We start from the raw sequence: 26,571 nt of genomic DNA, 5'->3' as shown, positions 1-26,571 counted from the left end.
GGATGTAGCCAAGCCGGCGGGCACGTGCAAGGGGGGAGCGCAACTTCCCCGAAGGAATTTGCCCGAAAACTCCCGTCGCGCCTTTACTGACTTTTGATATCCTTCAGCGCCGCCAGCAGCTGTGCCACCTCGTGCTCGGTGTTGTAATGGCAAACCGAGATACGGATGCAGTCGCTCAGGCCCAGAGGGTCCAGCACGTTGCCGCTGTAGTGGTCCGCCTTTCGGGTATGGGTGCGGATGCCCTGCCGGTTGAGGCGCGTCACGACCTCGGTCGAGGGCATTCCGTCGACAACGATCGAGACCAGCCCTTCGCGCGCGGGGTTGTCCGCGCCCGCAAGGATCGTGACGTGATCCATGTCGCGCAGCCCCGGCAGGTTCCCGGTGCCATCGATCATCGCGTTGGTCAGCCGCGTCTCGTAGGCGCGGATGGCCCGTCCGGCCGCCTCGATCCGGGCGCGGGGGCCGGTCTCGTCCGAGACTTCTCCACCAAGCCAGTCGAAATAGGCAACCACATCCGACATGGTGGCATAGGCGCCGGTGTCGCGGGTGCCGAACTCCCAGCCTATTTCCGGCGCGCCCAGCAGCATGTCATGCGGCAGAGCTGTCAGCCGGTCGGAAATCCAGGCAATCCCGTAGCCATGGCGTGAAAACACCTTGTAGGGCGAGATCGCGTAGCCATCGACGCCATAGCTGTCGATATCCATCTGCCCATGCGCCGCATGCTGGATGCCATCTACGATGATGAAGCAATCAGGCGCGACCTCTCGGATTGCCTTGGCGATTGCGCCCACATCCATACCCATCCCGGTCACGGGAGAGGCGTGCAGGATCGTGGCCACCGATACGTCGGGGGTCATCAGCGCGGCATAATCAGAGGCCGTTACCAAGCCGGCTTCATCGTCATGCGGCACGTTCACATAGTCCAGCCCGGCGATCCCGGCCCAGCGGCGCGCGGCGCTCCGGCTGGCCGGGTGCTCGATCGAACTGCCGATCACCTTGGTTCCTTTCGGCGCGTTCACGCAAGCGGTGCGGATCATGCGGAACAGCAGTTCGGTTCCGCTTTCGCCCACGAAGAACTGGCCGGACGAGGCGTTCATGAAAGTGGCGAGATCGGATTTCGCCTTGTTGATGATGTCGACCAGCGCATGGCTGGCCACGTTGTCCCGCCCCTGGTTGTCCGGGATGGCCGCGAACCTGGCGGAGGTCTCCACCACCGAGTTCAGCGTCAGCGCCCCGCCGGCATTCTCAAAGAAGATGCGCGGGCCTTGGAACGGGCAGGCGTCCACATGGGCAAAACGCGCGCGGATGGCTTCGATCAGCCCGGCTTTTTCATGCAGCATGTCCATAGTCCCGTTTCTCAAACTGTGTTCGGAGTGCCCGTCAACGGCCGCAACTCACGTCGCAACGCGATTCGCTCCATCGCGACCGGAACACGAATAGGCATTCGTGCGTCATTGGCAACTGGCTTTCCGAGGCGGGCACGCGAAGGCTGCCGGGAATTTACCGCAGGAGCGGCGGCCTCAGGCACCCTGCCCGCGGACTTCCCGCATGGTCACCACACCCAGAAAATCACCCAGCCACTGGCGGGACTGGACCATGCGCCCGCTGGCCCGGCTGAACCAATACAGGTTCAGGAACTCGTGATCTGTATTCCGGCAGGTCTCGCGCATCAGCCGCGTCGCGACCGGTTTGCCCTGGACAAGGATCTCTTTCTCGCCGCGGTCCTCGATCCGGCACTTGTAGCTGCGCGTCACGATCTCGTCATTGCCGGTCAGGAAAGAGTGAAAGCGCGTCACCTCCCCTTCACGGCCGGACCGGATCGCCGCAAGCGGCTGCGACACGTCCGAGGACATCAGGCCGCCGCCGAAGCCTCGCTCGGCGACGACCATGCCGTCGCGGGTCAGCAGCGCCGCGCCATCCACCGACAGCCATGTCCTCACCCCGTCACGCTCGCCTTCCAGCACCATCGTGCCGGCCAGACCGCTCTTGAGGAACCCCACCTGCAACCGCGGCGCACCCGCATCGATCAGGGACTGCACCCGCGGGTCGGGGCGTGCATCGCCCTGCCCGATGGCAGTTCGCAAGGTCTCGATCTCGTAGCTGGTGTTGCTGCAGGCGACCATCAGGTTCAGCAACACGGCGATCAGAATGGCCCGTTTCATCGATAGAACCGCCCCCATTGTCCGACCAGCCGCCCGGCCCGTTCTTCGCGCACGTAGTCATACAGCCGGTTCTCGACCTGCAGGCGGGCGCCACCGTCGCGCAGGATCGGGCGGATCGTCTGCTCGGCCTTGGTGCGAGTCGAGCGGCCGGTCATCCAGGCGACCGGGATCTCGAACCGGATGCCCTTGTCGAACGAGCCTTCTCCGAACTCTTCCGACGACACATCCGTGAAGGTGGCGAAGGCACCGATCCTGAAGCCGTTGTTGAACTCGCGGTCCAGCGACAGCGTCGCGCCCCAGTCTCCGGCCAGATAGCGACCGGCATCCACCTGCAGGCGATAGTCACCGGCAAAGTCGTAATACGCCGAGGCGTGCCCGGTCACGATGTCATAGTCCTGGAACCCGAACAGCATGTCGAAATCGCGTTGCTTGGCATAGTTGATCTCCGCCCCCAACGCGAGCTGGTCGCCAGAGGGATACCACAGCAATTCCGCCGAGAACCCGCCATACATCTCTTCGAGATAGCCGGCGGTGACACGGGCAAACAGGTCCTTTCCCGGCCTCCACAGGTAGGAGGCGGTCAGGTGGTTGATCTGAATGTCGGATTCCTTCGCATATCTCGCCCAGTCGGACCTCACATGCGGCAGCACCGAATCCGACACCCGGGTGGTGTCGTCGAGCGTGCTGAAGATCGGCAAGCGGGCAAGCCCCGACAGCAATATGCCCGGGCGCGGAACATAATCGGCGGTGAAGGCGGCGCCGATTTCATAGCGCAACGGGTCATCCGGGTCGAAAAAGGAGAACCGCGCGTAGGGTCCGAAGCGGTAGGCGACATGCGGATAGGCCCCCTCCACCGACCCGTCCGGGCCCTCTGTTTCATCGCGTATCTGACTGCGCGCCAGCGTGCGCCAACTGCCGTCCAGATCATGCTCCAATTCGTAGAGATCGCCACGCGCGAGCGTGACCGACGAGATCGGCAGTCCGTTGCGCGTCAGCGTGATCTCGAAACCTTCGATTTCGGGCGGCAAGGTGTTGGCCATGATCCGCGCCGTGCGCCCGACCGCCTGGGCGGCCGCATCGTAGCGGTTGTTCTCGACCTCGACAGACGCGCGGCCGCCCGCGATCCGGTAGCCCACCATGCGCAGCCCCTGAGACTCCAGCCGCGCCCGCAGCACGTCGCGCGCGGTCAATCCCTCGCCCCCCCGCTCCGGCAGGTTCCAGCTGGCGGCCGCCACCCGATCGACCGGCTGCAACATCGGCGGCGCCTCGTCGATCCCACCCGGGCCGGCGGGTTTGCGGCGCGGGTCGATCGCACGGCTCAACTGGAAACCGATGGTCGAGCCGTACATGTAGTAGGCGTTCAGGTTGACGCCGTTTTCGAACCGATAGTTCAGGCCGAAATTCATCGGGAAGTCGGCATCGAATCCGGTGCGGCTCGTCTCGTAGGAATAGGTGTCCGAGGAATATTCCGCCAGCACCGACAGCCGGTCGTTGACCTTATACTCCACGCCGCCAAACAAGGCCGCCGGGCCGCGGAACCACTGGTCGGCCGACAATTTGCCGCCTTCGCCGGCATCGTTTTCGGGGCGTGTTTCGAAACGGTCGTCGATGACGGCGAGCGGGTTTTTGAAACTGTTGCGCTCGCCCAGTCGCCCCCAGCCCATGCCGCCGGTCACTTTCCAGCGGTCCGCGAAGGTCTTGCTCAGGACGATGTACTCGCTGCCATAGACGCCGGTTCCGCCGAAATCCCGCAAACCGACTCCGACGGCCGGCCCGTACTCGGTCTCTTGGCGCAGTCGAACATGGATGTCGAAGCTGCGGTCATAGAGGCTGCCGGGCAGCGTGTCGTCGAAGTCGGAGATGTACGCATAGCGGAACGACCCATAGACCCAGGGCAGCAGCTGGAAGGTCAGTGTGCCGCGTGCGGTGTTCTCGAACACCGCCCCCGTCATCGCCAGATTCCCGTCCGGCAGCACCTCGGCCGTGGGCATGTCGATCAACCCCGGCGTGCCGTAGGTCGAAAGGTTCTGCGCCCGCGCGGTTCCCCCGGTCAGCAGCGCGCAACTGATACCGAAAACCATGCATATCGCTTTACGCATGAACCTGCCTGCTCGAAAAGGTTGTCTGTTGCTCTGGCCCGGGCGCTTCACATACTTCTGCCCATCACTTACAGGATCCAGTACAACCGAGTTGCAAACACCACAACCCCTGCCAATGGGTGACCGGAGCCTCTGAATGCTGACATCATGGATTGCCAGGCTGCTCGGCAAATCTCCGGCGTTTCCGCCGGTGGCGCCTGACGCCCCATTTCATCTAGTCGGCGACGTTCACGGCCGGGCCGATCTGCTGGAGCGCGCGCTGGCGCAACTGCGGCCTGACCACCCGGTCGTCTTCGTCGGGGACTACATCGACCGCGGCGAGGACAGCGCCGGCGTTCTGCGCCTCCTGATCGACAGGCCGAATTCTTGTTTCCTGCGCGGCAACCACGAGGAAATGCTGCTCAACTTCCTCGACGACCCGATAACCCACGGCCCCCGCTGGCTGCGTTACGGCGGGTTGCAGACGCTGGCGAGTTACGGTGTCACCGGCGTGACCGAAACCAGCAGCGGGCCGGAACTCGAAGGGGTACGCGACGCGCTTTCCCAAGCCATGGGCTCAGAGCAGATCTTCTGGCTGCGCACCCTGCCGCTGTCGCATCGCAGCGGCAACGTCGCCGTCGTCCATGCCGGCGCCGATCCCCGGCTCGACCTCGACAGCCAGGACCCGCGCACGCTCGTGTGGGGGCATCGCGACTTTGGCCGGGTGCCGCGCCGGGACGGCCTGTGGGTCGCGCACGGCCACACGATCGTCGACGAACCCGTCGCAAAGGCCGGCGTCATCTCGGTTGATACGGGCGCCTTCGCGACGGGACGGCTTACCGTTGCATGTATCGGTGAGGACTCGGTGGAGTTTCAGGCCATCCGCTGAAGCCGTCGTCAGGCGGGAAATCTCTCTGCCCCTTCGCTGGTGAAAACAATCCCGTGTGCTTCCAGCGAAGGCAGGACGCTGGTTCAGGTGCCGAATCGCCGCTCGCGCCGCCTAGCCCCGCATTAACAGCCTGTTAACCACAGATACGGTTAATGGAGCGTGAATGACCGCGTGGGTGGGAAACACGACGGAGTTCACCAAATGACGCATTTCGACCAGCTCGATTGCGGCACCGGGGCGATGCGGCCCGATTTTTATGCCCGGGCCGGCAAGCGCCTGCTCGATCTGGGGCTGTCGCTGCTGCTGCTGCCCGTGCTGTTGCCCGTCATCGCCCTGAGTTGGGCGGCCACGAAGGCACAGGGCGGGCCGGGTTTCTACGCGCACAGCCGCATCGGCCAGCATGGCCGCGTCTTCCGTTGTTACAAGATTCGCACGATGCTCCCCGATTCCGAGCGAATCCTCCATGAACACCTGCGCGCCAACCCGCAGGCGGCCGAGGAATGGGCGCTCAACCGCAAGCTCCGGCACGACCCCCGCGTGACAAGGCTGGGCCGCTTCCTGCGCCGCACCTCGCTGGACGAGCTGCCGCAGATCCTCAATGTCCTGCGCGGCGAGATGTCATTGGTCGGCCCCCGCCCGATCACCGCAGAGGAGTTGGACTATTACGCCCCGGCTCCCGCCACCTATCTCGATCAGAGGCCCGGGGTCACCGGCCCTTGGCAGGTGCACGGGCGTCTCGACGGGTGTTACAGCACGCGGGTCCGGCTGGACCGCGCCTATCGGCGTGACATGAGCCTCGCCGTCGATTTGGACCTGATCTGGCGCACCGCGCTGACACTGGTCCGCCCTACGGGCTGCTGAAGCTGCTCCAGCAGTTTTGCCAGACGGGCCGCGCTGGCCTCCCAGGTGAACGCCAAAGCGCGTTTTCGGCCGGCCGCCACCATTGCAGCCCGATCCGCCGTTGAGAGCCCCGCGAAGTTTCGCAGCGCGCGGGCCATATCCACCTCGTCGCGCGGATCGAACCAGATCGGGGCCCCGCCCAGCACCTCCGGCAAGGCTGAATCCCGTGCCGCCAGCACCGGCACGCCCAGTTCCATCGCCTCCAGCGGCGGGATGCCGAAGCCTTCGTAGAGCGAAGGAAACACGAAGCCCGCCGCGCCCTCGTAGAGCGCCCGCAACTCGCCATCCGTGACCCGCCCCAGAAACCGCGCGCCCGTTTCATCACCTGCGCGGGCCAGTCCCGGCACCGCGCCGCCCGCAATCACCAGCTGCGGCAGCGCCGGGCCTGCCAAACGATGCGCCGCCACCAAACGCGAGATGTTCTTGTTGGAACTGCGGTTGCCCACGGTCAGCAGGTATCCTGCCCTTTTCAACCCATGCCGTTGCAGCGCTGACGCGTCCGGGGCCACCGAACGGATATGCACCGCGCTGTTGGGGATCACGCTGAACCGGTCCGTCCCGACCCGCAGCCGTGCCGCCAGTTCGCTGGCCGAATACCGGCTGACCGTTATCAGCGCCGCCGCCCGCCGCGCCAGTTGCGGTCGCAGCACCCGATGCAACATCCGATACCGAAGCGAAAAGGCCTCGGGCACAAGCCAGACATTGGCGTCGTGGAAACAGATGACCTGGCGGCGATGCAGCAGCGGCCCGCTGTTGCCGAGGCTCAGCAGAACCCCGTCGCGCGCCGCGCGCGCCAGCGCGGCCTGTTCCCACAGATGGCCGTTGCCATCAGGGACCGGGCGCCGTTCGATGACCGTCCATCCGGGATCGGCGACGGGTTCAGCCGGATGCAGCGCCACCACCGGCCCCAACCTTCTCCGCAGGTCCGGATCGGCCGCCAGCGCCCGGTCGAGCGCGGCGAGCAATTCGCGGGCGTAACGTTGCACCCCGGACAGGGGCTGGGTCAGAAAGCGGGCGTTCACATAGATCGTCATGCCACCCGCCTTTCCGTCGGCATTTGATAGAGTTCCGTCGTCCGCCGCCCCAGTTCCTCAAGCTGCCAGTCGCTCAGATCCGTGGTCGCCGCCCCCCGGCGCAGTTCGTCCAGGGCGCGACGATCCGCGAGCAGATCGACCAGCCGCGCCGCCAGCCCGTCCAGATCTCCGGACGGACGGATCCTGCCGTTGACACCGTCGCGGACGACTTCGGAGATCCCCGGCAGATCGCTGACCAGAACGGGTGTTCGGGCCGCCAGCGACTGCACGACCACCCGCGGCAAACCCTCGCGCACCGAGGCCAGCACCGACAGGTCCGCCAGGGCCAGCAACGCCTCGGGGTCGGGACGGTACCCGCAGAGGATCACCCGGTCCTGCATTCCCAGCGCGCGAATCTCGGCCCGCAGAGCCGCTTCGCCCGGCCCCTGCCCGGCCAGCAGCAACCGGGCGTCGCCCCGCGCGGCGCGGGCGAAGCTGCGCAGGAACGGCAGGTGCCGCTTGCGGGGCTCGAAAGAGGCCAGCATCACCGCCACCGGCGGCTTGGCATCGCCCGGGCGCAGGCGCAGCAGCGCCCGCCAGTCCGACGGCGGCACCGCGGCGCGAAACCGGTGCAGATCCATGCCGGAGCGCACGCAATGCACTTGATCGGGCCGGGCAATTCCGGCCTCGACATAGGCCTGCCCCACGGCTTCCGATACCGCGATGAAGAGATCGGTCCGCAGCGCGGCACGGCGCTCGGCCGCCAGATAGAGCGCGCGCCGCACCGCATCGACGCCGTGGAACGGCACGATGTGGATACCATGCACGACCCGCGCCGCCGGCACCGCATCCGAGGCCCGGCGCCCGAGGATGCCCGCCTTGCTCTGGTGCGTGTGGATCACGTCGGGCCGCAACGCGCGATAGAGCCGCCGAAGTGCGGCCAGCGCCCGCCAGTCCGACCGAGGATCCAGCCGATGCACCAGCGGCGGCACCCGCACAAGTTCCACCCCGGGCACCGGGTTGTCATACCACCATGTATCGAAGTCGGCGCCGTGGAGCAGCGTCACCCGGTGCCCGGCCTGCGCCTGCCAGCGGCAGGTCTCCAACGTGTTTTCCTCGGACCCCGCCCGCAGCAGCCGGGTCACCAAGTGCACGATATGCATGTCCATCTCCCCCGAGTTTCCGCCCGGCCTTGACGGTTAAGGTCGCGTTAACCTTGAGCGGCGATCCTTAACAAAACGGAAACGAGCCGGAGAATTTGCCGGGGGGAACGGGCAGGGCGCACGATGCGGGGCATCATCTACATCCATGTGCCGAAATGCGGCGGGTCGAGCTTTGGGGCGGCGCTGCGGCTGCGGCACCTGACCAGCCAGGCCACGATCGGCCTCGGCCGGCGCCGCACCCTACCCCAGGTCGATGCCCGGCTTTCCGGCGAGGACCGGATCGAAGCCGACTACGCCCTGCGCGATGCCGAACTGGCCCGGCTGGTCGGCCGCGGCACCCGCTGTATCGCCGCCCATGTGCGCTACAACCCCGCGCTGCACGATACCGCGGCGCGCGATCATGCCCATGTGACCCTGCTGCGCGACCCGGTCGAACGGTTCGTGTCCCATTACCGCTACCTGCAGCGCCGCCACCCCGACCCGACCCGCGCACCGACATTGGAGGCCTTTCTCGACACACCGGATGCGGCCCGGCTGGCGTCGCAGTATCTTTTCTATTTTGGCGGCCGGTCACAGACCCGCTGCCGGGACCTGCCCCGGGCCATCGAGACCGCCATCGCGTCGCTGCGCCGGTTTGACCTGGTGGGTGACCTTTCGGACCCTGCCGCATTTGCCGCCGGGCTGCGTCGGCTCATAGGCCCCTTGCCCCATCTTCGGCGCAACCGCGCCCCGACTCCGACCGTTGTGCCCGAGGCGCTGGCGCCGCAGATCAGGGAACTCTGCGCACCGGACATCGCGATCTACCGCGCGGCCCGAGAACTTGCGGCGACGTCGGGATGAAATGGCTCTCGCCCCTCTTTCTGCTTGCCGTCTGCTGGGGCCTGACCTTTGCCTTCGCCGGTCTGGCGCTGGCGTTGCCGAAGACCTTCGACCTGCTGCCCGTGTTTCTGGCACGCGAAGGTCTGGACCCCGCCGCGTTCACCTGGTTGGGCGGGCTGTGGGTGATGACCGCCATGGCGGCGCTGCTGACCGGAAATCTCGCGGCTCGCGTCGCGCTGCCGAGGCCGCGCCCGTGGCGACATGAATTCAACCTTCCTCGCGCCGCCCGCCTGACGGCATATGCGAACACGCTGTTCCTCGTCACCACCCTGTGCTGGGTGGCGCTCACCGCGGCGCGCAATGGCGGGCTGGCCAGCCTTGTGTCACTCGCTGCGCAGGACACGCTGGGCGCCCGCGACCTGCTGTTGCAGAACAAGCTGTTCACCGGCATGCGCCTCATCTATGCCGCACTGCCGGCAACCGGCTGTCTCGCGGCCGGAATCCTCGCCGCAGGAGGCCGCAGCCTGCCCCGCCGTGCCCGCCGGGGCTGCGTTCATGTGCTTTTTCTGAACGGCATCGCTCTGTTCCTGCTGCCGGTGGTGATGAGCCAGCGCCTGCTGCTGCTGCAATTCGTGCTCTCGGCCTATCTGGTGACCTGCCTGATCCGCCGACGCCTTGTCGGCCTGCGCTGGCTGATGCTGGGCGTGCTGGTGTTCCTTTCGGTCTGGACCCTGCGCGAAAGCCTCACCAACCCGCATTTTGACCGCCCCGCCATGGACATCGCCGCGCAGAAGCTCGCCTTTTATTTCGTCAACGACCTGTGGAACTCCTTCGCGCCGCTGATGGCCGAGGCTCCACTGACACTGGGCGCCCACTCCCTGCATGGGCTGATGGTGCTGTCTTTCACCGACGGAATCTTCGGGCCGATGCTGGCCAACCGGGTAGATGCAGCTCAGGGCCTGCGCGGCGGCGGCGAGTTCTCGTTGCTGACCGCGCCCTATGTGGATTTCGGCCCGTTCGGCGGCGCTACCACCCTGGTCGCTGCTGGTTTCGTCCTGCGGCTGGCCTACCACCGGGCGCATGGAAACCTGCTTTGGGCGGCACTCTATGCGCAGATCGGCGCGGCGCTGCTTTTCTCGTCGCATGGTCTGTATGTGACGCATCAGAACAGCCTGTTCTCGATGCTGGTGATTGCCGCGCTGTGCCGGTTGTCGCGGATGCGAAGGACTGCAGTTGCCCTGCCTGCACAGGAGCTTCTCGCGCACGCCCGCTCAATGCCGGACAGGAGGCGCGCCCATGCCTAGACTCGCAGGTCTGCAACTGCTGCGCGCACTGGCCGCGCTCTTGGTGCTGACGGGCCACGTCATCGCCGAGGCCGAGCATTATCTTGCAATTGATCTGGCGGGCGACAGTATGCCCTGGACTCGCGGCGTCGACATATTCTTCGTCATCTCGGGCTTCATCATCACCCTGTCGGCCAGCCGTTACGCAGAGCGCCCCGCCGCCTTTTTCCGGCGGCGTCTGCTGCGGGTGGTGCCGCTCTACTATCTGTTCACCACCCTGATGGTGATGGTGCTGCTCCTGGCTCCGGCTGCCGCCAAGGATACCAGCCTGGAACCCGGCCAGATCCTCAGTTCCTACCTGTTCCTGCCCTACGCGCGCGCGGACGGCCGCATCGCGCCCGTGTTGTCGCTGGGCTGGACCCTGAACTACGAGGTCTTCTTCTACACGCTTGCCGCCCTGTCGCTCACGTTGCCGAGACCCTGCCGCGTGCTCGCGGTTCTGCTCATCGGCCTCAGCGCCCTGTCGCTGGCCGGTTGGAGCGGCACGGCGCTCAGGTTCTGGACCAACCCGCTGATCCTCGAATTTCTCTACGGCATCGCCTTGGCCCGGCTCTGGCAGCGCGGCTATTGCCGCCCTTCAACCCCACTGGCCCTGTCGGCCGCGGTGGCCGGTCTTGCCTTGCTGGTGGCGCTCGATGCGGCACCGCTGCCGCGTTTCCTCGCCGCCGGTCTGCCGGCCGCGCTGCTCGTCGCCGCCGGCACCCTGCTGTGCCCGAACAGGCAGTTGCCGTTTCAGAGGCTGGGCGACGCCAGCTACGCGCTGTATCTTTCGCACCGCTTCACGCTGCGGCTGCTGACCCTGATCCTGCTGCCGGCCCTGCCCGCCGGAGCCGCCTGGCTTTACGTCGTGCTGGCCTGTGCCGCCTCCATCGCCGTCGCCCTTGCCACGTACCGACTCGTCGAGCGGCCGCTGATGCGCACCATCGACCGCCCCCTCAAGGGAGTTTTCGCATGAGCCCGACCTTCTGGTCCACGGTGCTTCAGTTTTCGCGCCTGGCGGTGAATGCGAGCCTGTTGCTGGTCGCCAGCCGTTTTCTCACCCTCGCCGAAATCGGTACCTTCGCCACCGCCTTTGCCCCCGTCCGCCTGACGCAGGGGGTGCTGCGGGCAGGGCTCGGAGATGCCGCCATTCTGCACGGCGAGCGCCGGAACGCGCTGATCGCGCTCTCCTTGACCCTCGGCCTGACCGTCAGCCTGATCCTTGCCGGCGCGGCCCTGCTGCTGCCGCCCCCGGTCGGGCCGACACTTGCCGCCCTGGCGCCTATCCCGCTGATCCAAAGCATCGCGCAACCGTCCGAATCCTATCTGCGCCGGCAGATGCGCCTGCGCGCGCTGGCCATGCGCACCATGGTCGCGCAATCCACCTCCGCCGCGCTGGCACTCTTGGTGCTGGCCCAAGGCGGTGGCACCTTCAGCCTAGTGACCTTCGCGCTCGCCAATACGGCATTGACCGGGGCGTTGTCGATCTGGCTGTCGCCCATCGGCCCGAGCACCCGCCCTCACTGGCGTGAAATCCGCGCCATCCTGCCCGACACGCTGCGCCTGTCGCTGCGGGATCTTGCAGGGAATGCGACGCTGCCGCTCCTGCAACTGGCAATCGGCGCTTGCCTCGGCCTGGCCGCCGCCGGCGCCTTCCAGATCGCGGCCCGTTTTCTGAGCCTGATCGACGCGCTGGCCATCGCGCCAATCCGCTATGTCGCGCTGCCACGTTTCGCCGGCCTGCCGCGACCCGCGCTGCGCGAAGAACTGACCCGCAGCATGTCCGTGACCGCGCGGGTCGCCTGCCTCGTCTACCCGCTCGCCCTGCTTGCAGCCCCGAAAATTCTGGCCATCGCGGTCGGACCGGCCCATGCCGCCTCCGTTGCGCCCCTGATGCCAGCCTTCTGCCTCACCGGATTGCTGACCGCGCTCGCCATGCCGGTCACCCAGGCGCTCAGCGCCGCCGGAGCCATCCGCCTGACCCTGACCCGCAGCCTCGCCACGCTGGGCATGACCCTGATCCTGGCCCTGCCCGGCCTGCAGACCACGCTGAACACCGCCATCTGGGCGTTGCCGACTGCGTCCCTGCTGGTGCTGCTCTGGTATATCAGGGCCGCCCAGCGCTGGTTGCGGCCCGCTCCGGCGAGGGCCGCCGCATGAACCGTGCCGTCCTGCTCACCGGCCATTTTCCCGGACAAAAACGTCGGCCCAGCTTTCTTTGGATATCTGACGAGTTGCAGAAACTGGGATGGCACGTGACCTTCGGGACGGTCGGCTACAGCTGGTTGTCCCGCGTATTCGGGGACAAGCGGCTGGCCGTGCTCGAGACGCCGCCCAGACCGGGCACGCACCGCTTGAGCGAGCGCCTGACCGCACTCTTCGGCTATTCCCCGATCCATCCGCTGCGCACGACGCTTGACCCACTGCTGAACCCGGCGCATTGCCTGTTCCCGGCCTATTGGGCATCGCGCCTGAAAGCGCCGCTGGCCCGTGCAGATCTGGTGCTGATCGAAAGCGGCGCGCCGGTCATGCTGACCCCGCTCGCCCGTCGTCTGGCGCCGCAGGCGCGCTTGATCTATCGGGTCAACGACGATATCCGCCTGCTCAATCCGCCCGGCCTCCTGATCCGCGCCGAGCAGCGATACGCCTGCCTTTTCGACCGGATCAGCACGCCCTCGCCGCGTCTGGCGCAACGGTTCCCGCATCCGAAGGTGACGCTCGACCCGATGGGAATCCCACGCGAAGCGTTGGCGCGGCCCCAACCAGACCCCTACGAGCCCCGAGCGCAATTCGAGGCTGTCTGCGCCGGCACCACCCAACTGGACATCCCTGCCCTTCTGCGCATCGCCCAATCGCGCCCCAACTGGCGGCTGCATGTACTGGGCCGGCTCAAGTCCACCCCGCCCCGGCTGCCGAACCTGTTCTTTCACGGCGAACAAAGCTTCGACACCACGCTTGCCCACATCGCCCATGCCGATATCGGCCTCGCGCCCTATGTCGACCGGCCCGGCATCGAGTACCAGACCACGAACTCGAACCGGATCCTGCTCTATCGCCATTTCGGGCTGCCGATCCTCGGACCGGACCGGCTCTGCCACCCGTCCCTGCCTGCGATCATCGGCTACGGCCAGCCCGGCGCCCTTGACCGATGCGAGCGCCGGGAGCGCCGGCCCGAGGCGTTGCCCGACTGGTCGGAACTCGCCCGCCGGCTGGCTCAGAACGGCGAAACCGTCCCACCGGAACTGAGGCTCACATCGCCCGCCACGGTCACATGACCACGGGTCAGAACCGTGCCGCCATTGGCCTCGATGGCATGGTTCTGCACAACCCCGCCCGCCGCGTCGGCCCGCGTGTCCTGCAGCCACATCTTGCTCTGGTTCGAGCATTTGAACGCCACGCAACTGCCATCGACATCCCGCGCGGTCGCCCGCGTGCCGGCCATCCAGCTCTGGGTGGTCTGGATGCAGTGTATCTCGGTGCCGTTGCGCGACCATCCATAGGCGCCGTTCAGGTCGATCAGGCGTACCCCGTCATGGGTCGTCAGGCCGTTGCAGCTGGTCGCCGCGAAGGCGCCATTGCCGAACCCGGTGCAGTCCTGCAGCAGCACATGCATGCCCGGATGGCCATCCTCGTGAAAGGACCAGCCGTCGTCGGCGCCGCCCGAGGCGTCGCAACCAAAGAACGCGACCAATCCGTTGGTGCGCCGAAGCTGCACCGCGTCGAGCGGGTTGTTCACATTCGACGGCGCCGAGTAGCGGAAACTGCAATCGACCCCCACCACGTTGCGATCCGCCACCGCGTCCAGATGCAGCGCGCCAGTAATGCCGCCCTCGCAATGGATGTTCTCGAGATAGAGGTCGTGAACATGGGTCAGGAACCGCGCACCGTGAAAACTGCGGATCACCGCGATATCCGTGGCGCCCGGGGCCTTTCCGATATTGACATGCAGCGTGCCGCCATCGGGAAACCAGCTGTTCACCGTCCCCTGGCATGTCGCCAGATCGGCAACCTGCAGCAGTTCCGTGAAAAGCCCCTGCCCGGTCTGCTGGTCGGTGCGGAACACCCGCCGCACCGCGCTGATCGCGGCGGTATGAGTGCCTCCGGCATCGCTCCAGCCGACCGAAAACGGCCCGGTGCGATAGCGCACCGCGCCACCCCAGCCGATGATGGCCACAGGTTGCGAGGGTTCCTCGTTGCCGTTGCGGCTAAAGGCGCTCTCTTCGTATTCGCCGGCTTTGACGATGACCCGATACGGGGCAGCGGTAGCATTGCCCGCGACAAAGGCCGCGTGGATGCTGCGTTTGGCATCCGAGAAATCACCCTCGACCGCTCCCAGCCCCGAATTCGCATCGTCGCCGGTGGCGCTGTCAACGTGAATGGCGGCTCCGGTCCAGATGGCCGGATCGACCAGATCGCGCGGCATCACCTGCGCGCGATAGGCGCCTGCGCTCTTGCGAATGGCCAACGGGAACCGGGCGCCGTCCCAGCCGAACCCCGCGGGAAGCGGCACCGGCAAATCGGCGAGATCCCCCGGCTTCAGGCCCAGCGACAGGCCCAGCATCAAAACAGCCCCTTGACGCCAGTAGCGGTTGTGCCGCTGGAAAGGATGCGCACCGGGCGCAGCGGATAGATCACGCCGGGCGTCAGGCCGGGCAGCACCAGAGACGAGCCGTCGCGAAACTGCACCGCCACATCGCCGCCGCCGGTCACCATCAGCGCCCGAGGCAGGGTCGGCAGATCCACGTTGTCGTCCGGGGTGATGTCGAAACCACCGACGGCCGGGCCGGTCAGGTTCGGGGTGAAAGTGTCATAGGGGTCAGTTACGGGCATGAGATTTCCTCCGATCATCAATCGGCGGAACCATCCGACAGCCGGATTTCCATAAGCCGAACGAAGCGTCCGGTGGTGTTGCCTGCTGCGTCTCCACAGGTCGGCTTCAACTCGCCATGTCCGCCTGCAACGCCTGCCAAATTCCCTCGATCTTCGGCCCCTGCCCCGCGCGCGGGCGAAAGGCGCAGATGTCCACGTCCAAGCACCATTCCGGCCCGCCTATCGGAGCGATCTGCTCCGCCGCCGCTTCGTCCACGGCACTTTCCGGCAGCCAGCCTACGCCATAGCCGGCGACGATGACCTCCTTGAGAACATCCGACATGTCGCACTGGACCCGGACCTTGTGCGGCAGGGCGCAGTGGCTGCGCTCGAGCACATGTTCGAACAGGCGGGCAAAATAGGCCCGGTGGGAATAGGCCACCATCGGGAAGGGCTGACGCGGTGTTCCGGGAAAGCCAAAGGCCTCGCGTCGCGACTCGTCGCGCGTCGCGTAGGGCATGAACCGGTCGCTGCGGATCACCAGCCGCTCATGCGTATCCAGGCTTTCATGGGTTGGAATCGCCCGGCAGTCATGGGCGAACAGGATGTCGGCATCCCCGGCGAGATAGCGCGCCACCACGTCGCTGGTGGTGCCGACGATCACCGAAAACGAACTGTTGGCCTTGCGCCCGATGACGCCCAGAACCTGCTTGAACTCGGACCGCGCCAGCACGTTCGGCATGGCGATGCGCACCTGGCTCATTACGTCGAACTGGCTGGCCCGGATCGAGGAACGCGCCTCGAGCAGCCGTTCCACCGCCACCTGCGCGTTCTCGCGAAACTGCTCGCCCGCCTCGGTCAGGCGGACGGGCACCGCACCCTTGACCACCAGCGCCGTGCCCAGCCACTGTTCCAGCGACTGGATCCGGCGCGAAAAGGCGGCCTGAGAGACATTGCGGAACTCGGCGGCGCGGGTGAAGTTCCGCAGCTCGACCAGAGCCAGAAAATCCTCGAGCCACCGAACGTCCATTCCACCCAGTCCTTACAGTCCGATCGCCCTGTAATACTCGGCGATCCGCGCGATCGTAACGACGTAGGCGGCGGTCCGCAATGTCACGCCGTTCAAGGTTTTCTTGCGCTCCATGATGTCGTCGAAGGCGCGGATCATGATCTCCTCCAGCCCCGAGCGCACCATGTCGATCTCGCCGGTTTCGCGGGCGATCTTCGCGCGGTGGCTCTCGCCCAGCGGCCGGCCCGCGATCTCTTCCAGCGCCGAAACGACGGCAGCACCCGAACTGACCTTCTGGCGTTTTTCCATCAGGCCGAACGGCAGGTGGGTGATGTTCTTGACCCATTCGAAATAGCTGACGACCACGCCGCCCGCGTTGACATAGAGATCGGGCAGCACGGTGATCCCGCGACGGGTCAGGCACTCTTCGGCTTCGGCCGTCACGGGGCCGTTCGCCGCCTCGACGATCAGGCCGTAGTCGACCTGCTCGCAGTTTTCCGAGGTGATCGCGTTTTCCTTGGCCGCCGGGATCAGAATGTCCGCCGCCATGTGGGTCAGACCCTGTTCGCTGGGCACCGTCTCGGCGCCCGGGAAGCCACCGACCGATCCGGTTTCACGGCGGAACGCCGCCACCGCCTCGACATCCAGCCCATCGGGGCTGAAGATCGCCTTGTCATGCTCGACGATGCCCACGATCCGGGCACCGTCCTCGGCCAGGAACTTGGCGGCGTGATAGCCCACGTTGCCAAAGCCCTGCACCACGACGGTCATCCCTTTGAGCGTTTTTCTTCCGTTGACGCCTGGAGTGTCGGAGTGGTTGAGATAGGCGTGCAGCGCATATTGCAGGCCGCGCCCGGTCGCCTCGACCCGACCCTCGATGCCGCCACGCACGACGGGCTTGCCGGTGACGCAGGCGTTCTGGTTCATCGCGTCCGACCGGCCGATGCGCCGATATTCGTCGGCCATCCACGCCATCTCGCGCTCACCCGTTCCCATGTCGGGGGCCGGCACGTTGCGGCCGGGATGGATCAGGTCGCGGCGGGCCAGCTCCTGCGTGAAGCGCCGGGTGATGCGCTCCAGCTCATCCTCGGTCCAGTCGGCGGGGTTGATCCTGAGCGCGCCCTTCGAGCCACCGAAGGGCACGTTGACCAGGGCGCATTTCAGGCTCATCAGCGCGGCCAACGCCTCGACCTCGTCCTGATCGGCGTCGGGGGCGTAGCGGATACCGCCCTTGACCGGCTCGATATGCTCGCTGTGGACGGCACGCCATCCTTCGAAACTGTAGATCCGCCCGCGGAGTTTCACCCCGAAACGGACCGAGTAGGTCGAGTTGCACTGTGCGATCCGCTCGGCCAGACCGTCGGGAAGCTCGACGTGGCGCGCGGCGTTGTCCATGAATTGCTGAACACTGGTGAGGAATTCTTGCTGGCTCATGATGGTTCCGTCTTTTGCGGGTCCGTTTGCCGGACTGACGCCGCAAGGCAAACGGCATGGCTGGACGGAAGTCCAATGCAGTTATTGCATCGCCCATGTGATCTGCGATGACACAGGGGAATACCCCGTCAGCGGACTAACCGCCCCGGTTTATGCGATGGAAAGAGAATGACGGATCAGCGGGCCAGCAGCAAAATCCGTGTTGCCGGAAGTCTGGCGTTGCGTGCCGCCATACGTTCGCGCGCCGCCTCGAGCTTCACCAGCGCCACGTTCAGCCTCTGAAGCGCGCGGTCGCGTCTTTCATAGAGGCGGCGGACGGGTGAGCCGGGATTGCCGATGCTCCAGTAGTACCGGCGATGAGCTTCGGGGACCAGTTCAGCAGCGCGCCGCACCTCGGCGCGGTATGCGGCGTCGGCCTCGTCATAAGCCAGACGGGCGCGAAAAACGACCGAGCGGCGGGTACGCAGATCGGGATGCATCTGTACCTCCTGTTCCTGACAAGCGCGATTGCATGGTCTTGCCTTGGGTCAGGCTAGCGCGATGATCGGGATTCGGTCAAATCACGCCCGGGTCAGGCCCAGTTTCGTCTGCGCGAGGTCTTGCCCAGACCCGGGTTGAAGCTGTTGGTGGGGTCGATCTCGCGGTAGAAGGCCGCAAGGTCGGGCTTGGCTGCATAAAGGTGCCCGACATTGTGCTCGGCGGGGTATTCCGCGCCGCGTTCGTCCAGCAGGGCCAGCATCTCGGCCTTGAGCGCCGCAGGGTCCACACCCTTCTTGACGATGTAGTCCTGATGCAGGACGTGGCACATGAAATGTCCGTAATAGAGCCTGTGCAACAGTTTGCCGGCGATATGCTCGGGCAGCTCTTCGAACCAGTCCCGGTCGTTGCGCCGCAGGGCGATGTCGAGGGCGAGAATGTCCTCCACCTCGGAGCGGTGAATGTTCATGTAGCGGATCGCCGCGCCCGCGGCCGCAAAGCGGTGCAGGCCCGCGATCCTGGCCTCGCGCGCATCGCAGGCGAAGTAATCCAGCAGGCCTTGCGCCTTCATGTCGTCCAGCAGACGGCGCGCCTCGTCCACCCCGCCGTCCCGCATCTTCAGGATCAGGTGGTGCTCGTAGCGGTCGCGAAACTCCTTCATCCGCCGGGGCAGAACCGAGGGCCAGAGTCGGGACAGGACCTGCATGAACCGGTCGGTGAAGCCGCCAAGACCCGGTATCCGGTTCAGCCGCGCATCGACAGCCCCCTTGATGGCAAAGAAGGTCGGCAGCCGGTCGGTGCCCAGCTTGTCGATCATCACCACCGTGTCCTTTCCATAGACCTCGGTGATGTCGAAAATCTCGCGATGCATGTATTCGGCACTGACCGGCAGGGTGCGGAACTCGGCCAGGATCGTCCGCCGCAGCTCGGTCAGGGCCTGCGTGTCGTTGGTGCCGACATAGAAGGTCTGCTCGGTCTCGTTCTTCGGATAGGTATCGAGCCGCACCGCGAACACCGCCAGCTTTCCCGCACAGCCCGCCGCCTCGTAGAGCCGCCGCTTGTCGGCGTTGAACCGGGCCGGGCTGTCGGCGTCCACGTCGCGCACGCGGGTCGCATATTCGGTGTCGGATGCCTTGCGGTTGTCGTCCAGCACCTTCGCGTCCGAGAAATCGCCCGATTCCAGCCGTGTCAGGATCTCTTCGGGGTTGTCGCCCAAGTCGATGCCGAGGTGGTTGACCAGTTCCAACTGCCCGCTTTCGGTGATGCGGGCGAACAGCGACAGCTCGGTATAGGACGGCCCACGCTCGACCAGCGACCCGCCCGAGTTGTTGCACACGCCCCCCACGACCGAAGCACCGATGCAGGACGAACCGATAACCGAGTGCGGAACCCGGCCCAGCGGCGCCAGCAGCTTTTCCAGCGCGAACAGGGTGGCGCCGGGGAACGAGATCACCTGGCGCCCCCCCCGGATCAGGTGCAGCCTGTCCATCCGGCAGGTGTTGATCAGCACCACGCCCCGGTCATAGCTGCCCTTGGGGGTCGATCCCTCGGTCAGGCCGGTATTGGCCGCCTGCATGATCACGATCTTGTCGGCGGCCACGCAGGCCTGCAGAACCCGCCATTGCTCCAGCAGACTGCCGGGCCGGACCACCGCCAGCGCCTCTCCCTCGCCCGACCGGAACCCCTTGCGGAACCGCTTGGTGCGTTTCTCTCCGGTCAGAACGTGTCGGCGTCCCACGATGGCGCGCAGCTGGCGGATGAGATCCTGATCGGTCATGGCGTCCTCCCGCTTCAGTAGGCCACGGAGGGCAGCCATGTGGCAAGCGCCGGCCACAGATAGACCAGGGCCAGGCCCGTGAGCTGCAAAAGCACGAAGGGAATGATGCCCCTGTAGATGTCGGTCAGCCGGATCTGCGGCGGGCAGACGCCCTTGAGGTAGAACAGCGCGAACCCCACCGGCGGCGTCAGGAACGAGGTCTGCAGCGTCACCGCGACCAGGATCACGAACCAGACCAGCGCGGGCTCGTCCAGCACGCCAAAGCCGGGGATGTCGATGCCGAGGCCGTTGACGATCGGGCGCATCAGCGGCAGCACGATCAGGGTGATCTCGATCCAGTCCAGAACGAAGCCCAGCAGGAACACGATGCCGAGGATCACGAGGACGGTGCCCTGCGGACCGAGACCGGTGCCGGTGATCATCTCTTCGATCAGAGCGTCGCCGCCCAACTCGCGCAGCACATAGGAAAACACCGTCGCGCCGAGGAAGATCGCAAAGATATAGGCGGTGGTGTTGAAGGTGGCTTTCAGCACGTTGACCAGCTTGGCCAGTGTCAGCTTGCGGTATCCCAACGCCAGCAGCGTCGCCCCGAACGCGCCGATCCCCGAGGCCTCGGTCGGTGTGGTCAGACCGGCGAAAATAGATCCTAACACGGCCAGAATCAGCCCAAGCGTCGGCAGAACGGCAATCAGCACGTCCTTGACCGCGCCCCAGTCCGGCCGGGTCGCGCCGGCGGGCACAGGGGCCACGTCGCGTTTGATCAGCGCGATCACGAAGATGTAGATCAGGTAGAGCGCGCCGATGATCACGCCGGGGAACACGGCGGCCATGAACAGGTCGCCCACGCTCAACGCCATCTGGTCAGCCATGATCACCAGCATGATCGAGGGCGGGATCAGGATGCCCAGCGTGCCGCTGGCGCTGACCACGCCGGCGGCCAGACGCGGCGAATATTTCTGCTCCATCATCGAGGGCAGCGACAGCACGCCCAGCAGCACCACCGAGGCCCCGATGATCCCGGTCGAGGCGGCCAGGATGATGCCGATCATGGTGACGGTGATCGCCAGCCCGCCGCGCACGGTGCCGAACAGGCGCTGCATCGAGGTCATCAGCCGCTCCGCGACCCCGGATTCGTCCAGCATCAGGCCCATGAAGATGAACATCGGCAGCGCCACCAGCACCGCGTTGGACATGGTGGCATAGACCCGGTTCACCACCGCGCCCAGGGTCAGATAGTCGAGGCCGGTCAGCGTCTCCTCCAGCCCGGTCCAGTTCATCAGACCGTTGTCGAACAGGTAGGCGAGACCGCAGAACGCCACGCCCACGCCCGCCAATGTCCAGGCCACCGGGAAGCCGGTGAACAGCAGCGCGATGAAGGTCAGGAACATGGCGATGACCAGCTTTTCCTCGGTCGTGTGCACGAGGAAGGTCAGCGCCACCGCCACCACGGCAAAGCCCAGCAGTGCCCAGAGGATCAGGCGCAGGCCCTTGCCCTGTCTCTCTTCCTCCAGGTTCAGCCACAGGGCGTGCGCATCATGGGTCAGCCGGGCCACCGCCGCCAGCGCCAGCAGGACGAAGCTGACGGGGATCACCGCCTTGAGCGCCCAGCGCGCGGGCAGGCCGGTGGGGCTGTCCGAGCGTTCCCCCACCCGCCAGCTTTCGTAGAAATAGTCGAACCCCTGATCGATCATCAGGTAGATGAAAGGTGCCAGCAGGGCCAGGATGCCGAGGATCTCGATGATCCGCTGTCCGCGGCGCGACAGCTGCATATGCAGCAGGTCCACCCTCACATGGCTGTCGGTGACCAGCGCGTAAGAGATGCCGATCATCGTCACCAGCCCGTAGAAATGCCACTGGATCTCGTCGAGCTTGGGATAGTTCTGGTTCAGCAGATAGCGCAGCGCAACCTGCGCCACGATGGCCCCGACCAGCAGCAGGTTGGCCCACATGACCACGTTGCCGATACCCTTGACCCCTTTGTCGATCGCAACCGCCACTCTCTGGCGGTCACGGTCGTCATGCTCAAGGATATGCTCATAGACCTCGATGGGGTCGTCGGTCTGCGTCAGAGTATTCTCGGCCATCTGATCCTCCTCAGGTCAAGGCGCGATCGGGCGGGAATTGCCCGGGAAAGCTTGGAAAAGGGCGAAAATCGCAAAATTGGGGGCGGCTCGGGTGGAGAGGGGAGGGCCGCCCCCAGGGGTTGCACGGGCCCATCGGGGCCCGCGCAGGGAGATTTACTTGCGCGGCAGGAAGGCGTTCTCCTTCCAGATCGCATAGCCCTCGCGGAACTCGTTCATGTCGGCGAACACCTTGGCAAAGAAGGCGTCATTGGCCGCTTCTTCCTTGGCAACCTCCTCCCAGGTTGCGCGGAAGGTGGCCAGCATCTCGTCGCTCCACGTCTTGATCTGGACGCCGTTGTTCTCGACGTTGTCGATCAGGGCCGCGTGCTGGATCGCCTCACCCTCGGCGAAGGAGTCGGCCATCGACGCCTTGCAGGCGTTTTCGATGATCGCCTTGTGCTGGTCGGACGCTTCGTTCCACGCATCCTTGTTGATCAGCAGCTCGAAAACGGTCGCCTGCTGGTGCCAGCCGGGGAAATAGTTGAACTTGACCAGCTTGTGGAAGCCAAGGCGCGCGTCGATGGCCGGCATCGAGAACTCGGTGGCGTCGATCGCCCCCTTCTCGAGCGCCGGGAAGATCTCGCCGCCCGGCAGCAGCGAGGTCGCGACGCCCAGTTTCTGCATCACCTTGCCGCCAAGGCCAAAGAAGCGCATCTTGAGGCCGCTCAGGTCTTCGGGGCTGTTGATCTCCTTGGCGAACCAGCCCGAGGTTTCGGGGGCGATGATGGCGCAGGGAAGAACCTTCACGTTATAGCCGGCCTGGTCATACATCTCCTGGTACAGGCTCAGCCCGTTGCCATAGTAAAGCCACGCCATGTATTCGCCCGCCTCCGGCCCGAAAGGCACGGCCGAGAACAGCGGCGCGGCCGGGATCTTGCCCGCCCAGTAGCCGGCGGTGGTGTAGCCCGAATTGATCTTGCCCGAGGACACGGCGTCGAGGATCTCGAAGGGCGGAACCAGCTTGCCGGGCTCGTAGACCTTCATCTTCAGGCTGCCGCCCGACATCAGGTCAAGCTGTTCGGCGACGCGCGGGATCGGCGAGCCGAGGCCCGGCAGCGCGGTGGAAAATGCGATCGGGGTCTTCAGCAGCAGCTTGTCCGCCGCCATCGCCGCCGGCGCGGCCATCAACGCGGCCGCGGCCACGAGCGAGGTCAGGGTCTTTTTCATGTTGTCTCCTCCAGGTGGGTGGCGCCCGGTGCGGCCGCCTGCCCGCCGCGCCTTGCGGCGGTTGGGGGTGGTAAATATTATTTACCGGCAATACTGGTCAACAAAAAACTTTACCACTATACCCGCTGCATCGCATGATACAGACGAGACGAATTTGCGCCGTGAAGACGAGAGATTTCCCTAAAAAACCGGAAAAGCGTTAAATTTCAGAATTATAAAGTAGAAATTCATCTACGGGTTTTTGGGTATTCGTCATTGAAGTTCGGAGAGAAATTGGTAAATTAAAAATACAACTCATCAGCCCGGATCTTCTTCGAGACCATGACCGAAACCAGCGCCTTTGAACCCGTCGGACATGAATCGCTCGCCGAGGCGGTGGTCGATCAGATCGAATCGATGATCGTCGAAGGCATCCTCAAGGAAGGTCGAAAACTGCCTTCGGAACGGGAACTCAGCGAGGCCATGGGCGTCTCGCGCCCCAAGCTGCGCGAGGCGCTGCAAATCCTCGAAAGCCGCGGCCTCGTCACCGTCCGCCACGGCGAAGGCAGCTTCATCGCGCCACTGACCGGCCGCGCGATGTCGCCGGCGCTGCTGGCGCTCTATGCCCGGCACGGCGAGGCGTTCCATGACTACCTGGAATACCGTCGCGAGCAGGAGGCCTTTGCCGCGCGGCTGGCGGCTCAACGCGCGACATCGGCCGACAAGGAACGCCTGCGCGAGATCATCGCCGACATGACCGAAGCCTGGAAGAACGACGACCACGACGCCTCGCGCGAGACCGATTTCCGCCTGCACGCGGCCGTCGTCGATGCCAGCCAGAATACCACGCTGATCCATATGATGGCCTCGATCTACGACCTGACGCGGCAGGGGGTGTTCTACAACCGCGACTTCCTGCGCAGCATGGACGGGTCCGGCCGCGCGCTGCTGGATCAGCATATCGAGATCGCCGAGGCCATCATCGCCGGGGATCCCGATCGCGCGGAACGCGCCGCGCGAGCGCATATGGATTTCGTCGAGGACAGTTTCCGCAAGGGCCAGGAACAGCAGCGGCGCGAGAACCTGGCGCGCAAGCGCAAGCAGCTGGCCGATTGATCAGCCTTCCTGCGTCTTGCCCTTGGGCAGCAGATCGACCGGCAGCGGAAAGACGACGGTCGAGGTCTTGTCGGTGGCGATGTCGCTGAGCGCATTGAAATAGCGCAGCTGCATCGAATTGGGCTGCGTCGCCAGCAGCTTGGCCGCATCCACCAGCTTGGCGGCGGCCTGGTATTCGCCTTCGGCATTGATGACCCGCGCGCGGCGCAGCCGTTCGGCCTCGGCCTGCTTGGCGATGGCACGCACCATGCTTTCGTCGATATCCACATGCTTTATCTCGACATTGGCCACCTTGATACCCCAGGCGTCGGTCTGGCGGTCGAGGATCTCCTGGATGTCGGCGTTCAGCTTGTCCCGCTCGGCCAGCATCTCGTCCAGCTCGTGCTTGCCCAGAACCGAGCGCAGGGTGGTCTGGGCCAGCTGGCTGACCGCGGCGCGGAAATCGGCCACGTTGATGATGGCGCGCTGCGGATCGACGATGCGGAAATAGATCACCGCATTGACCTGGACCGAGACGTTGTCGCGGCTGATGACGTCCTGGCTGGGCACATCCTCGACGAACATGCGCAGATCGGTGCGCACGAACTGCTGCACGAAGGGGATGATCAGCACGAAGCCCGGCCCGGATACCCGCGTGAACCGGCCCAGGGTGAACAGCACGCCGCGCTCATATTCCCGGAAGATGTAGATCGCCGCCTGCAGGAACAGGATCAGCAGAGCAAAGCCCAGAAGATAGGTAATCCAGTCGAAAACGAAAACTTCCATCATCCTCCTCCTTGAATTGGCGCCGGGTCATTCCGGTTGTCCGCCTCGACGTCCAGAATCAGCCCATCCATCCCGCGGACATGCACGATCTGCCCGGGGCGCAACCCCGCCCCGCCCCGCGCCCGCCAGCGTTCGCCCTCGACCCAGACAAAGCCGGCATCTCCCGACCATTCGAGAACCCGGCCCTGCGCGCCCAGCATCCGGGCCGACCCGGAAACCGGCTGCCGCCGGTAGGTGCGGATCGTGTATCCCAGGAGCACCACCAGCACCGAGGCACTGACCAGCGCCATGGTCCCGATCAGCCACCAGGAAATCCGATAGGCCGCTACATCGGTATCCACCAGCATGGCGGCGCCGATGGAAAAGGCGACGATCCCGCCAAGGCCGAGGATTCCGAAACTCGGCGAAAAGGCCTCGGCCACCATGAAGGCCACCCCGAGCCCGACCAGCGCCAGCCCGGCGTAATTCAGTGGCAGCTGGTTGAGGGCGTAAAGCCCAAGGGTCAGGCAGATCGCGCCCACGACACCGGGCACGATCGCGCCGGGGTTCCAGAACTCGAACATCAACCCGTAAATGCCCAACATCATCAATATCAGAGCCACATTCGGGTTCGACAGGACGCTCAGGATCCGGGTCACCACGCCCATCTGAACCACCTCGACCGGCTGGCCGGCGGTGGAAAGCTCACGGCGGGTCTCACCCATCACCACGCTGCGCCCGTCCGCCTCGCGCAAAAGCGCCGGCAGGTCTGCGGCGACCAGATCGATGACATTCAGCTCCAGCGCCTGCACCGCGGACAGGCTCCGGGCCTGGCGCACCGCCGTTTCGGCCCAGTCCGCGTTGCGGCCGTGGATCTCGGCCAGGCTGCGGATCAGGGCCACGGCGTCATTGGTCGCCTTGGCCGTCATCGCGTCCTGCGGTTTCAACGGATCGGCGGCCTCATCCTCGGCGGCCTCTTTGTCCTCTTCGCCCCCTTCATCGGGCGCCAGATCGGGAAACCCTTCGGGAAGGCCGCCGATCGCAACCGGCGTTGCCGCGCCCAGATTGGTGCCCGGCGCCATCGCCGCGACATGGCTGGCATAGACGATATAGGTACCGGCACTGGCCGCATGCGCCCCGGGCGGCGCCACATAGGTGATGACCGGCACCGGCGACACGAGTATCTCGGAAATGATCTCGCGCATCGCATCCGCCAGACCTCCGGGCGTGTTGAGCTGCAGCACCACCGCCTCGGTGGGCTTTTCCCTTGCCTGCCCAAGGACTTGCGAAATGTGATGCACGGTCGCCGGCCCTATCGGGCCCTCGACCACCGTGAACAACACTCGGGTCGTGGTCGTCTCTGCCCTTTCAGCCTGGCCCCCCGAACGATCGGGGAACAGGAAGCACAGGATGACGAGGCAGAAAAGCTGAAGCAGACGTTTCGCAAATTGCATGTTTGCCTTCCCATGCAACAAGTTAGCACATTCAAGGCGCTTCTCAAATTCGCATGGGACCCAGGTGGAAAAGAGTGCATCCTGTCAGAGGCCCCTCTGACGGGGCTGCCTGTTTGCGGCCGGCCTTTTCAGGGAT

At 65.5% G+C, this 26,571-nt stretch carries 23 protein-coding genes; 8 read left to right on the top strand and 15 right to left on the bottom strand.

The annotated features are described in order from the left end of the window. Positions 1–83 precede the first annotated feature (83 nt). The 3 genes from AVO45_RS18860 to AVO45_RS18850 all read right to left on the bottom strand — a co-directional run bounded on the left by AVO45_RS18860 (position 84) and on the right by AVO45_RS18850 (position 4,243). Positions 84–1,340, bottom strand: a complete 1,257-nt coding sequence (locus AVO45_RS18860; RefSeq protein ID WP_068350275.1) for an aminotransferase class V-fold PLP-dependent enzyme — start codon at positions 1,338–1,340, stop codon at positions 84–86. A gap of 180 nt (positions 1,341–1,520) precedes the next feature. Beyond that, positions 1,521–2,162 carry a YjbF family lipoprotein gene (locus AVO45_RS18855; protein WP_068350138.1) on the bottom strand — a complete coding sequence of 214 codons (642 nt, stop codon included), beginning with the start codon at positions 2,160–2,162 and terminating at the stop codon, positions 1,521–1,523. Continuing rightward, on the bottom strand, positions 2,159–4,243 hold the full coding sequence (locus AVO45_RS18850; RefSeq protein WP_082688872.1) for a YjbH domain-containing protein: 2,085 nt from the start codon (positions 4,241–4,243) through the stop codon (positions 2,159–2,161). The genes AVO45_RS18855 and AVO45_RS18850 overlap by 4 nt, the downstream gene beginning before the upstream one ends. Before the next feature lie 154 nt (positions 4,244–4,397). Between AVO45_RS18850 and AVO45_RS18845 the strand changes: the two genes are divergently transcribed. Beyond that, positions 4,398–5,129: a metallophosphoesterase family protein gene (locus AVO45_RS18845; RefSeq protein ID WP_068350137.1), complete on the top strand. Its 732-nt coding sequence runs from the start codon at positions 4,398–4,400 to the stop codon at positions 5,127–5,129. A gap of 201 nt (positions 5,130–5,330) precedes the next feature. Beyond that, positions 5,331–5,990: a sugar transferase gene (locus AVO45_RS18840; protein ID WP_240482178.1), complete on the top strand. Its 660-nt coding sequence runs from the start codon at positions 5,331–5,333 to the stop codon at positions 5,988–5,990. Here the strand turns inward: AVO45_RS18840 and AVO45_RS18835 are convergent. Then, positions 5,906–7,063: a glycosyltransferase family 4 protein gene (locus AVO45_RS18835; RefSeq protein ID WP_068350136.1), complete on the bottom strand. Its 1,158-nt coding sequence runs from the start codon at positions 7,061–7,063 to the stop codon at positions 5,906–5,908. The two genes, AVO45_RS18840 and AVO45_RS18835, sit on opposite strands and share 85 nt — an antisense overlap. After that, positions 7,060–8,205 carry a glycosyltransferase gene (locus AVO45_RS18830; RefSeq protein ID WP_169796029.1) on the bottom strand — a complete coding sequence of 382 codons (1,146 nt, stop codon included), beginning with the start codon at positions 8,203–8,205 and terminating at the stop codon, positions 7,060–7,062. The genes AVO45_RS18835 and AVO45_RS18830 overlap by 4 nt, the downstream gene beginning before the upstream one ends. 123 nt (positions 8,206–8,328) lie before the next feature. Between AVO45_RS18830 and AVO45_RS18825 the strand changes: the two genes are divergently transcribed. The 5 genes from AVO45_RS18825 to AVO45_RS18805 are packed head-to-tail and all read left to right on the top strand — an operon-like array spanning position 8,329 to position 13,621. Then, positions 8,329–9,045: a sulfotransferase family 2 domain-containing protein gene (locus tag AVO45_RS18825; protein ID WP_068350133.1), complete on the top strand. Its 717-nt coding sequence runs from the start codon at positions 8,329–8,331 to the stop codon at positions 9,043–9,045. After that, positions 9,042–10,328: an O-antigen polymerase gene (locus tag AVO45_RS18820; RefSeq protein ID WP_068350132.1), complete on the top strand. Its 1,287-nt coding sequence runs from the start codon at positions 9,042–9,044 to the stop codon at positions 10,326–10,328. The genes AVO45_RS18825 and AVO45_RS18820 overlap by 4 nt, the downstream gene beginning before the upstream one ends. Beyond that, the gene (locus tag AVO45_RS18815; protein ID WP_068350129.1) at positions 10,321–11,322 is read left to right on the top strand and encodes an acyltransferase family protein; all 1,002 of its coding nucleotides are present in this window, start codon (positions 10,321–10,323) and stop codon (positions 11,320–11,322) included. The genes AVO45_RS18820 and AVO45_RS18815 overlap by 8 nt, the downstream gene beginning before the upstream one ends. Next, on the top strand, positions 11,319–12,506 hold the full coding sequence (locus AVO45_RS18810; protein ID WP_068350127.1) for an oligosaccharide flippase family protein: 1,188 nt from the start codon (positions 11,319–11,321) through the stop codon (positions 12,504–12,506). The genes AVO45_RS18815 and AVO45_RS18810 overlap by 4 nt, the downstream gene beginning before the upstream one ends. Beyond that, positions 12,503–13,621, top strand: a complete 1,119-nt coding sequence (locus tag AVO45_RS18805) for a GumK N-terminal domain-containing glycosyltransferase (protein ID WP_068350126.1) — start codon at positions 12,503–12,505, stop codon at positions 13,619–13,621. The genes AVO45_RS18810 and AVO45_RS18805 overlap by 4 nt, the downstream gene beginning before the upstream one ends. On the opposite strand, the gene AVO45_RS18800 is transcribed toward AVO45_RS18805, so the two are convergent. From AVO45_RS18800 to AVO45_RS18765, 8 genes are all read right to left on the bottom strand, one after another. Beyond that, positions 13,561–14,907, bottom strand: a complete 1,347-nt coding sequence (locus AVO45_RS18800) for a hypothetical protein (protein WP_068350124.1) — start codon at positions 14,905–14,907, stop codon at positions 13,561–13,563. The genes AVO45_RS18805 and AVO45_RS18800 overlap by 61 nt on opposite strands. Beyond that, positions 14,907–15,176 (bottom strand): spike base protein, RCAP_Rcc01079 family, encoded by a 270-nt coding sequence (locus AVO45_RS18795; protein ID WP_068350269.1) that lies wholly within the window; start codon positions 15,174–15,176, stop codon positions 14,907–14,909. The genes AVO45_RS18800 and AVO45_RS18795 overlap by 1 nt, the downstream gene beginning before the upstream one ends. Positions 15,177–15,282: 106 nt before the next feature. Then, positions 15,283–16,185: a LysR family transcriptional regulator gene (locus tag AVO45_RS18790; RefSeq protein ID WP_068350120.1), complete on the bottom strand. Its 903-nt coding sequence runs from the start codon at positions 16,183–16,185 to the stop codon at positions 15,283–15,285. Positions 16,186–16,197: 12 nt separating this feature from the next. Continuing rightward, positions 16,198–17,598 (bottom strand): Glu/Leu/Phe/Val family dehydrogenase, encoded by a 1,401-nt coding sequence (locus AVO45_RS18785; protein ID WP_068350118.1) that lies wholly within the window; start codon positions 17,596–17,598, stop codon positions 16,198–16,200. 176 nt (positions 17,599–17,774) lie between these two features. Then, on the bottom strand, positions 17,775–18,077 hold the full coding sequence (locus AVO45_RS18780; protein ID WP_068350116.1) for a hypothetical protein: 303 nt from the start codon (positions 18,075–18,077) through the stop codon (positions 17,775–17,777). A gap of 92 nt (positions 18,078–18,169) precedes the next feature. Continuing rightward, positions 18,170–19,852: a D-lactate dehydrogenase gene (dld, locus tag AVO45_RS18775; protein ID WP_068350114.1), complete on the bottom strand. Its 1,683-nt coding sequence runs from the start codon at positions 19,850–19,852 to the stop codon at positions 18,170–18,172. Positions 19,853–19,866: 14 nt separating this feature from the next. Then, a complete protein-coding gene (locus AVO45_RS18770) occupies positions 19,867–21,936 on the bottom strand; it encodes a TRAP transporter large permease subunit (protein WP_068350112.1) in 2,070 nt (689 codons plus the stop codon). 153 nt (positions 21,937–22,089) lie between these two features. Beyond that, complete coding sequence (locus AVO45_RS18765) at positions 22,090–23,142, bottom strand: TRAP transporter substrate-binding protein (RefSeq protein ID WP_068350110.1); 1,053 nt, start codon at positions 23,140–23,142, stop codon at positions 22,090–22,092. A 321-nt stretch (positions 23,143–23,463) separates the two neighbouring features. Here AVO45_RS18765 and AVO45_RS18760 point away from each other — a divergent pair, with 321 nt between their 5' ends. Beyond that, entirely contained in the window at positions 23,464–24,237 is a 774-nt protein-coding gene (locus AVO45_RS18760; protein ID WP_068350109.1) for a FadR/GntR family transcriptional regulator, read from the top strand. On the opposite strand, the gene AVO45_RS18755 is transcribed toward AVO45_RS18760, so the two are convergent. Beyond that, positions 24,238–25,002 (bottom strand): slipin family protein, encoded by a 765-nt coding sequence (locus tag AVO45_RS18755; protein ID WP_068350107.1) that lies wholly within the window; start codon positions 25,000–25,002, stop codon positions 24,238–24,240. Continuing rightward, the gene (locus AVO45_RS18750) at positions 25,002–26,435 is read right to left on the bottom strand and encodes an NfeD family protein (RefSeq protein ID WP_068350106.1); all 1,434 of its coding nucleotides are present in this window, start codon (positions 26,433–26,435) and stop codon (positions 25,002–25,004) included. The genes AVO45_RS18755 and AVO45_RS18750 overlap by 1 nt, the downstream gene beginning before the upstream one ends. Between the last annotated feature and the right edge of the window lie 136 nt (positions 26,436–26,571).

It is taken from the genome of Ruegeria marisrubri (assembly GCF_001507595.1).
Lineage (GTDB): Bacteria > Pseudomonadota > Alphaproteobacteria > Rhodobacterales > Rhodobacteraceae > Ruegeria > Ruegeria marisrubri.
The sequence above is the reverse complement of the archived record's forward strand: the minus strand, read 5'-3'. Positions and strand labels throughout refer to the sequence as shown.

Excerpts from the sequence above, each read along its gene's own strand:
- AVO45_RS18860 (WP_068350275.1), bottom strand. The coding sequence starts at position 1,340 with ATGCTGCATGAAAAAGCCGGGCTGATCGAAGCCATCCGCGCGCGTTTT.
- AVO45_RS18855 (WP_068350138.1), bottom strand. The coding sequence starts at position 2,162 with ATGAAACGGGCCATTCTGATCGCCGTGTTGCTGAACCTGATGGTCGCC.
- AVO45_RS18850 (WP_082688872.1), bottom strand. The coding sequence starts at position 4,243 with ATGGTTTTCGGTATCAGTTGCGCGCTGCTGACCGGGGGAACCGCGCGG.
- AVO45_RS18845 (WP_068350137.1), top strand. The coding sequence starts at position 4,398 with ATGCTGACATCATGGATTGCCAGGCTGCTCGGCAAATCTCCGGCGTTT.
- AVO45_RS18840 (WP_240482178.1), top strand. The coding sequence starts at position 5,331 with ATGACGCATTTCGACCAGCTCGATTGCGGCACCGGGGCGATGCGGCCC.
- AVO45_RS18835 (WP_068350136.1), bottom strand. The coding sequence starts at position 7,063 with ATGACGATCTATGTGAACGCCCGCTTTCTGACCCAGCCCCTGTCCGGG.
- AVO45_RS18830 (WP_169796029.1), bottom strand. The coding sequence starts at position 8,205 with ATGCATATCGTGCACTTGGTGACCCGGCTGCTGCGGGCGGGGTCCGAG.
- AVO45_RS18825 (WP_068350133.1), top strand. The coding sequence starts at position 8,329 with ATGCGGGGCATCATCTACATCCATGTGCCGAAATGCGGCGGGTCGAGC.
- AVO45_RS18820 (WP_068350132.1), top strand. The coding sequence starts at position 9,042 with ATGAAATGGCTCTCGCCCCTCTTTCTGCTTGCCGTCTGCTGGGGCCTG.
- AVO45_RS18815 (WP_068350129.1), top strand. The coding sequence starts at position 10,321 with ATGCCTAGACTCGCAGGTCTGCAACTGCTGCGCGCACTGGCCGCGCTC.
- AVO45_RS18810 (WP_068350127.1), top strand. The coding sequence starts at position 11,319 with ATGAGCCCGACCTTCTGGTCCACGGTGCTTCAGTTTTCGCGCCTGGCG.
- AVO45_RS18805 (WP_068350126.1), top strand. The coding sequence starts at position 12,503 with ATGAACCGTGCCGTCCTGCTCACCGGCCATTTTCCCGGACAAAAACGT.
- AVO45_RS18800 (WP_068350124.1), bottom strand. The coding sequence starts at position 14,907 with ATGCTGGGCCTGTCGCTGGGCCTGAAGCCGGGGGATCTCGCCGATTTG.
- AVO45_RS18795 (WP_068350269.1), bottom strand. The coding sequence starts at position 15,176 with ATGCCCGTAACTGACCCCTATGACACTTTCACCCCGAACCTGACCGGC.
- AVO45_RS18790 (WP_068350120.1), bottom strand. The coding sequence starts at position 16,185 with ATGGACGTTCGGTGGCTCGAGGATTTTCTGGCTCTGGTCGAGCTGCGG.
- AVO45_RS18785 (WP_068350118.1), bottom strand. The coding sequence starts at position 17,598 with ATGAGCCAGCAAGAATTCCTCACCAGTGTTCAGCAATTCATGGACAAC.
- AVO45_RS18780 (WP_068350116.1), bottom strand. The coding sequence starts at position 18,077 with ATGCATCCCGATCTGCGTACCCGCCGCTCGGTCGTTTTTCGCGCCCGT.
- dld (WP_068350114.1), bottom strand. The coding sequence starts at position 19,852 with ATGACCGATCAGGATCTCATCCGCCAGCTGCGCGCCATCGTGGGACGC.
- AVO45_RS18770 (WP_068350112.1), bottom strand. The coding sequence starts at position 21,936 with ATGGCCGAGAATACTCTGACGCAGACCGACGACCCCATCGAGGTCTAT.
- AVO45_RS18765 (WP_068350110.1), bottom strand. The coding sequence starts at position 23,142 with ATGAAAAAGACCCTGACCTCGCTCGTGGCCGCGGCCGCGTTGATGGCC.
- AVO45_RS18760 (WP_068350109.1), top strand. The coding sequence starts at position 23,464 with ATGACCGAAACCAGCGCCTTTGAACCCGTCGGACATGAATCGCTCGCC.
- AVO45_RS18755 (WP_068350107.1), bottom strand. The coding sequence starts at position 25,002 with ATGGAAGTTTTCGTTTTCGACTGGATTACCTATCTTCTGGGCTTTGCT.
- AVO45_RS18750 (WP_068350106.1), bottom strand. The coding sequence starts at position 26,435 with ATGCAATTTGCGAAACGTCTGCTTCAGCTTTTCTGCCTCGTCATCCTG.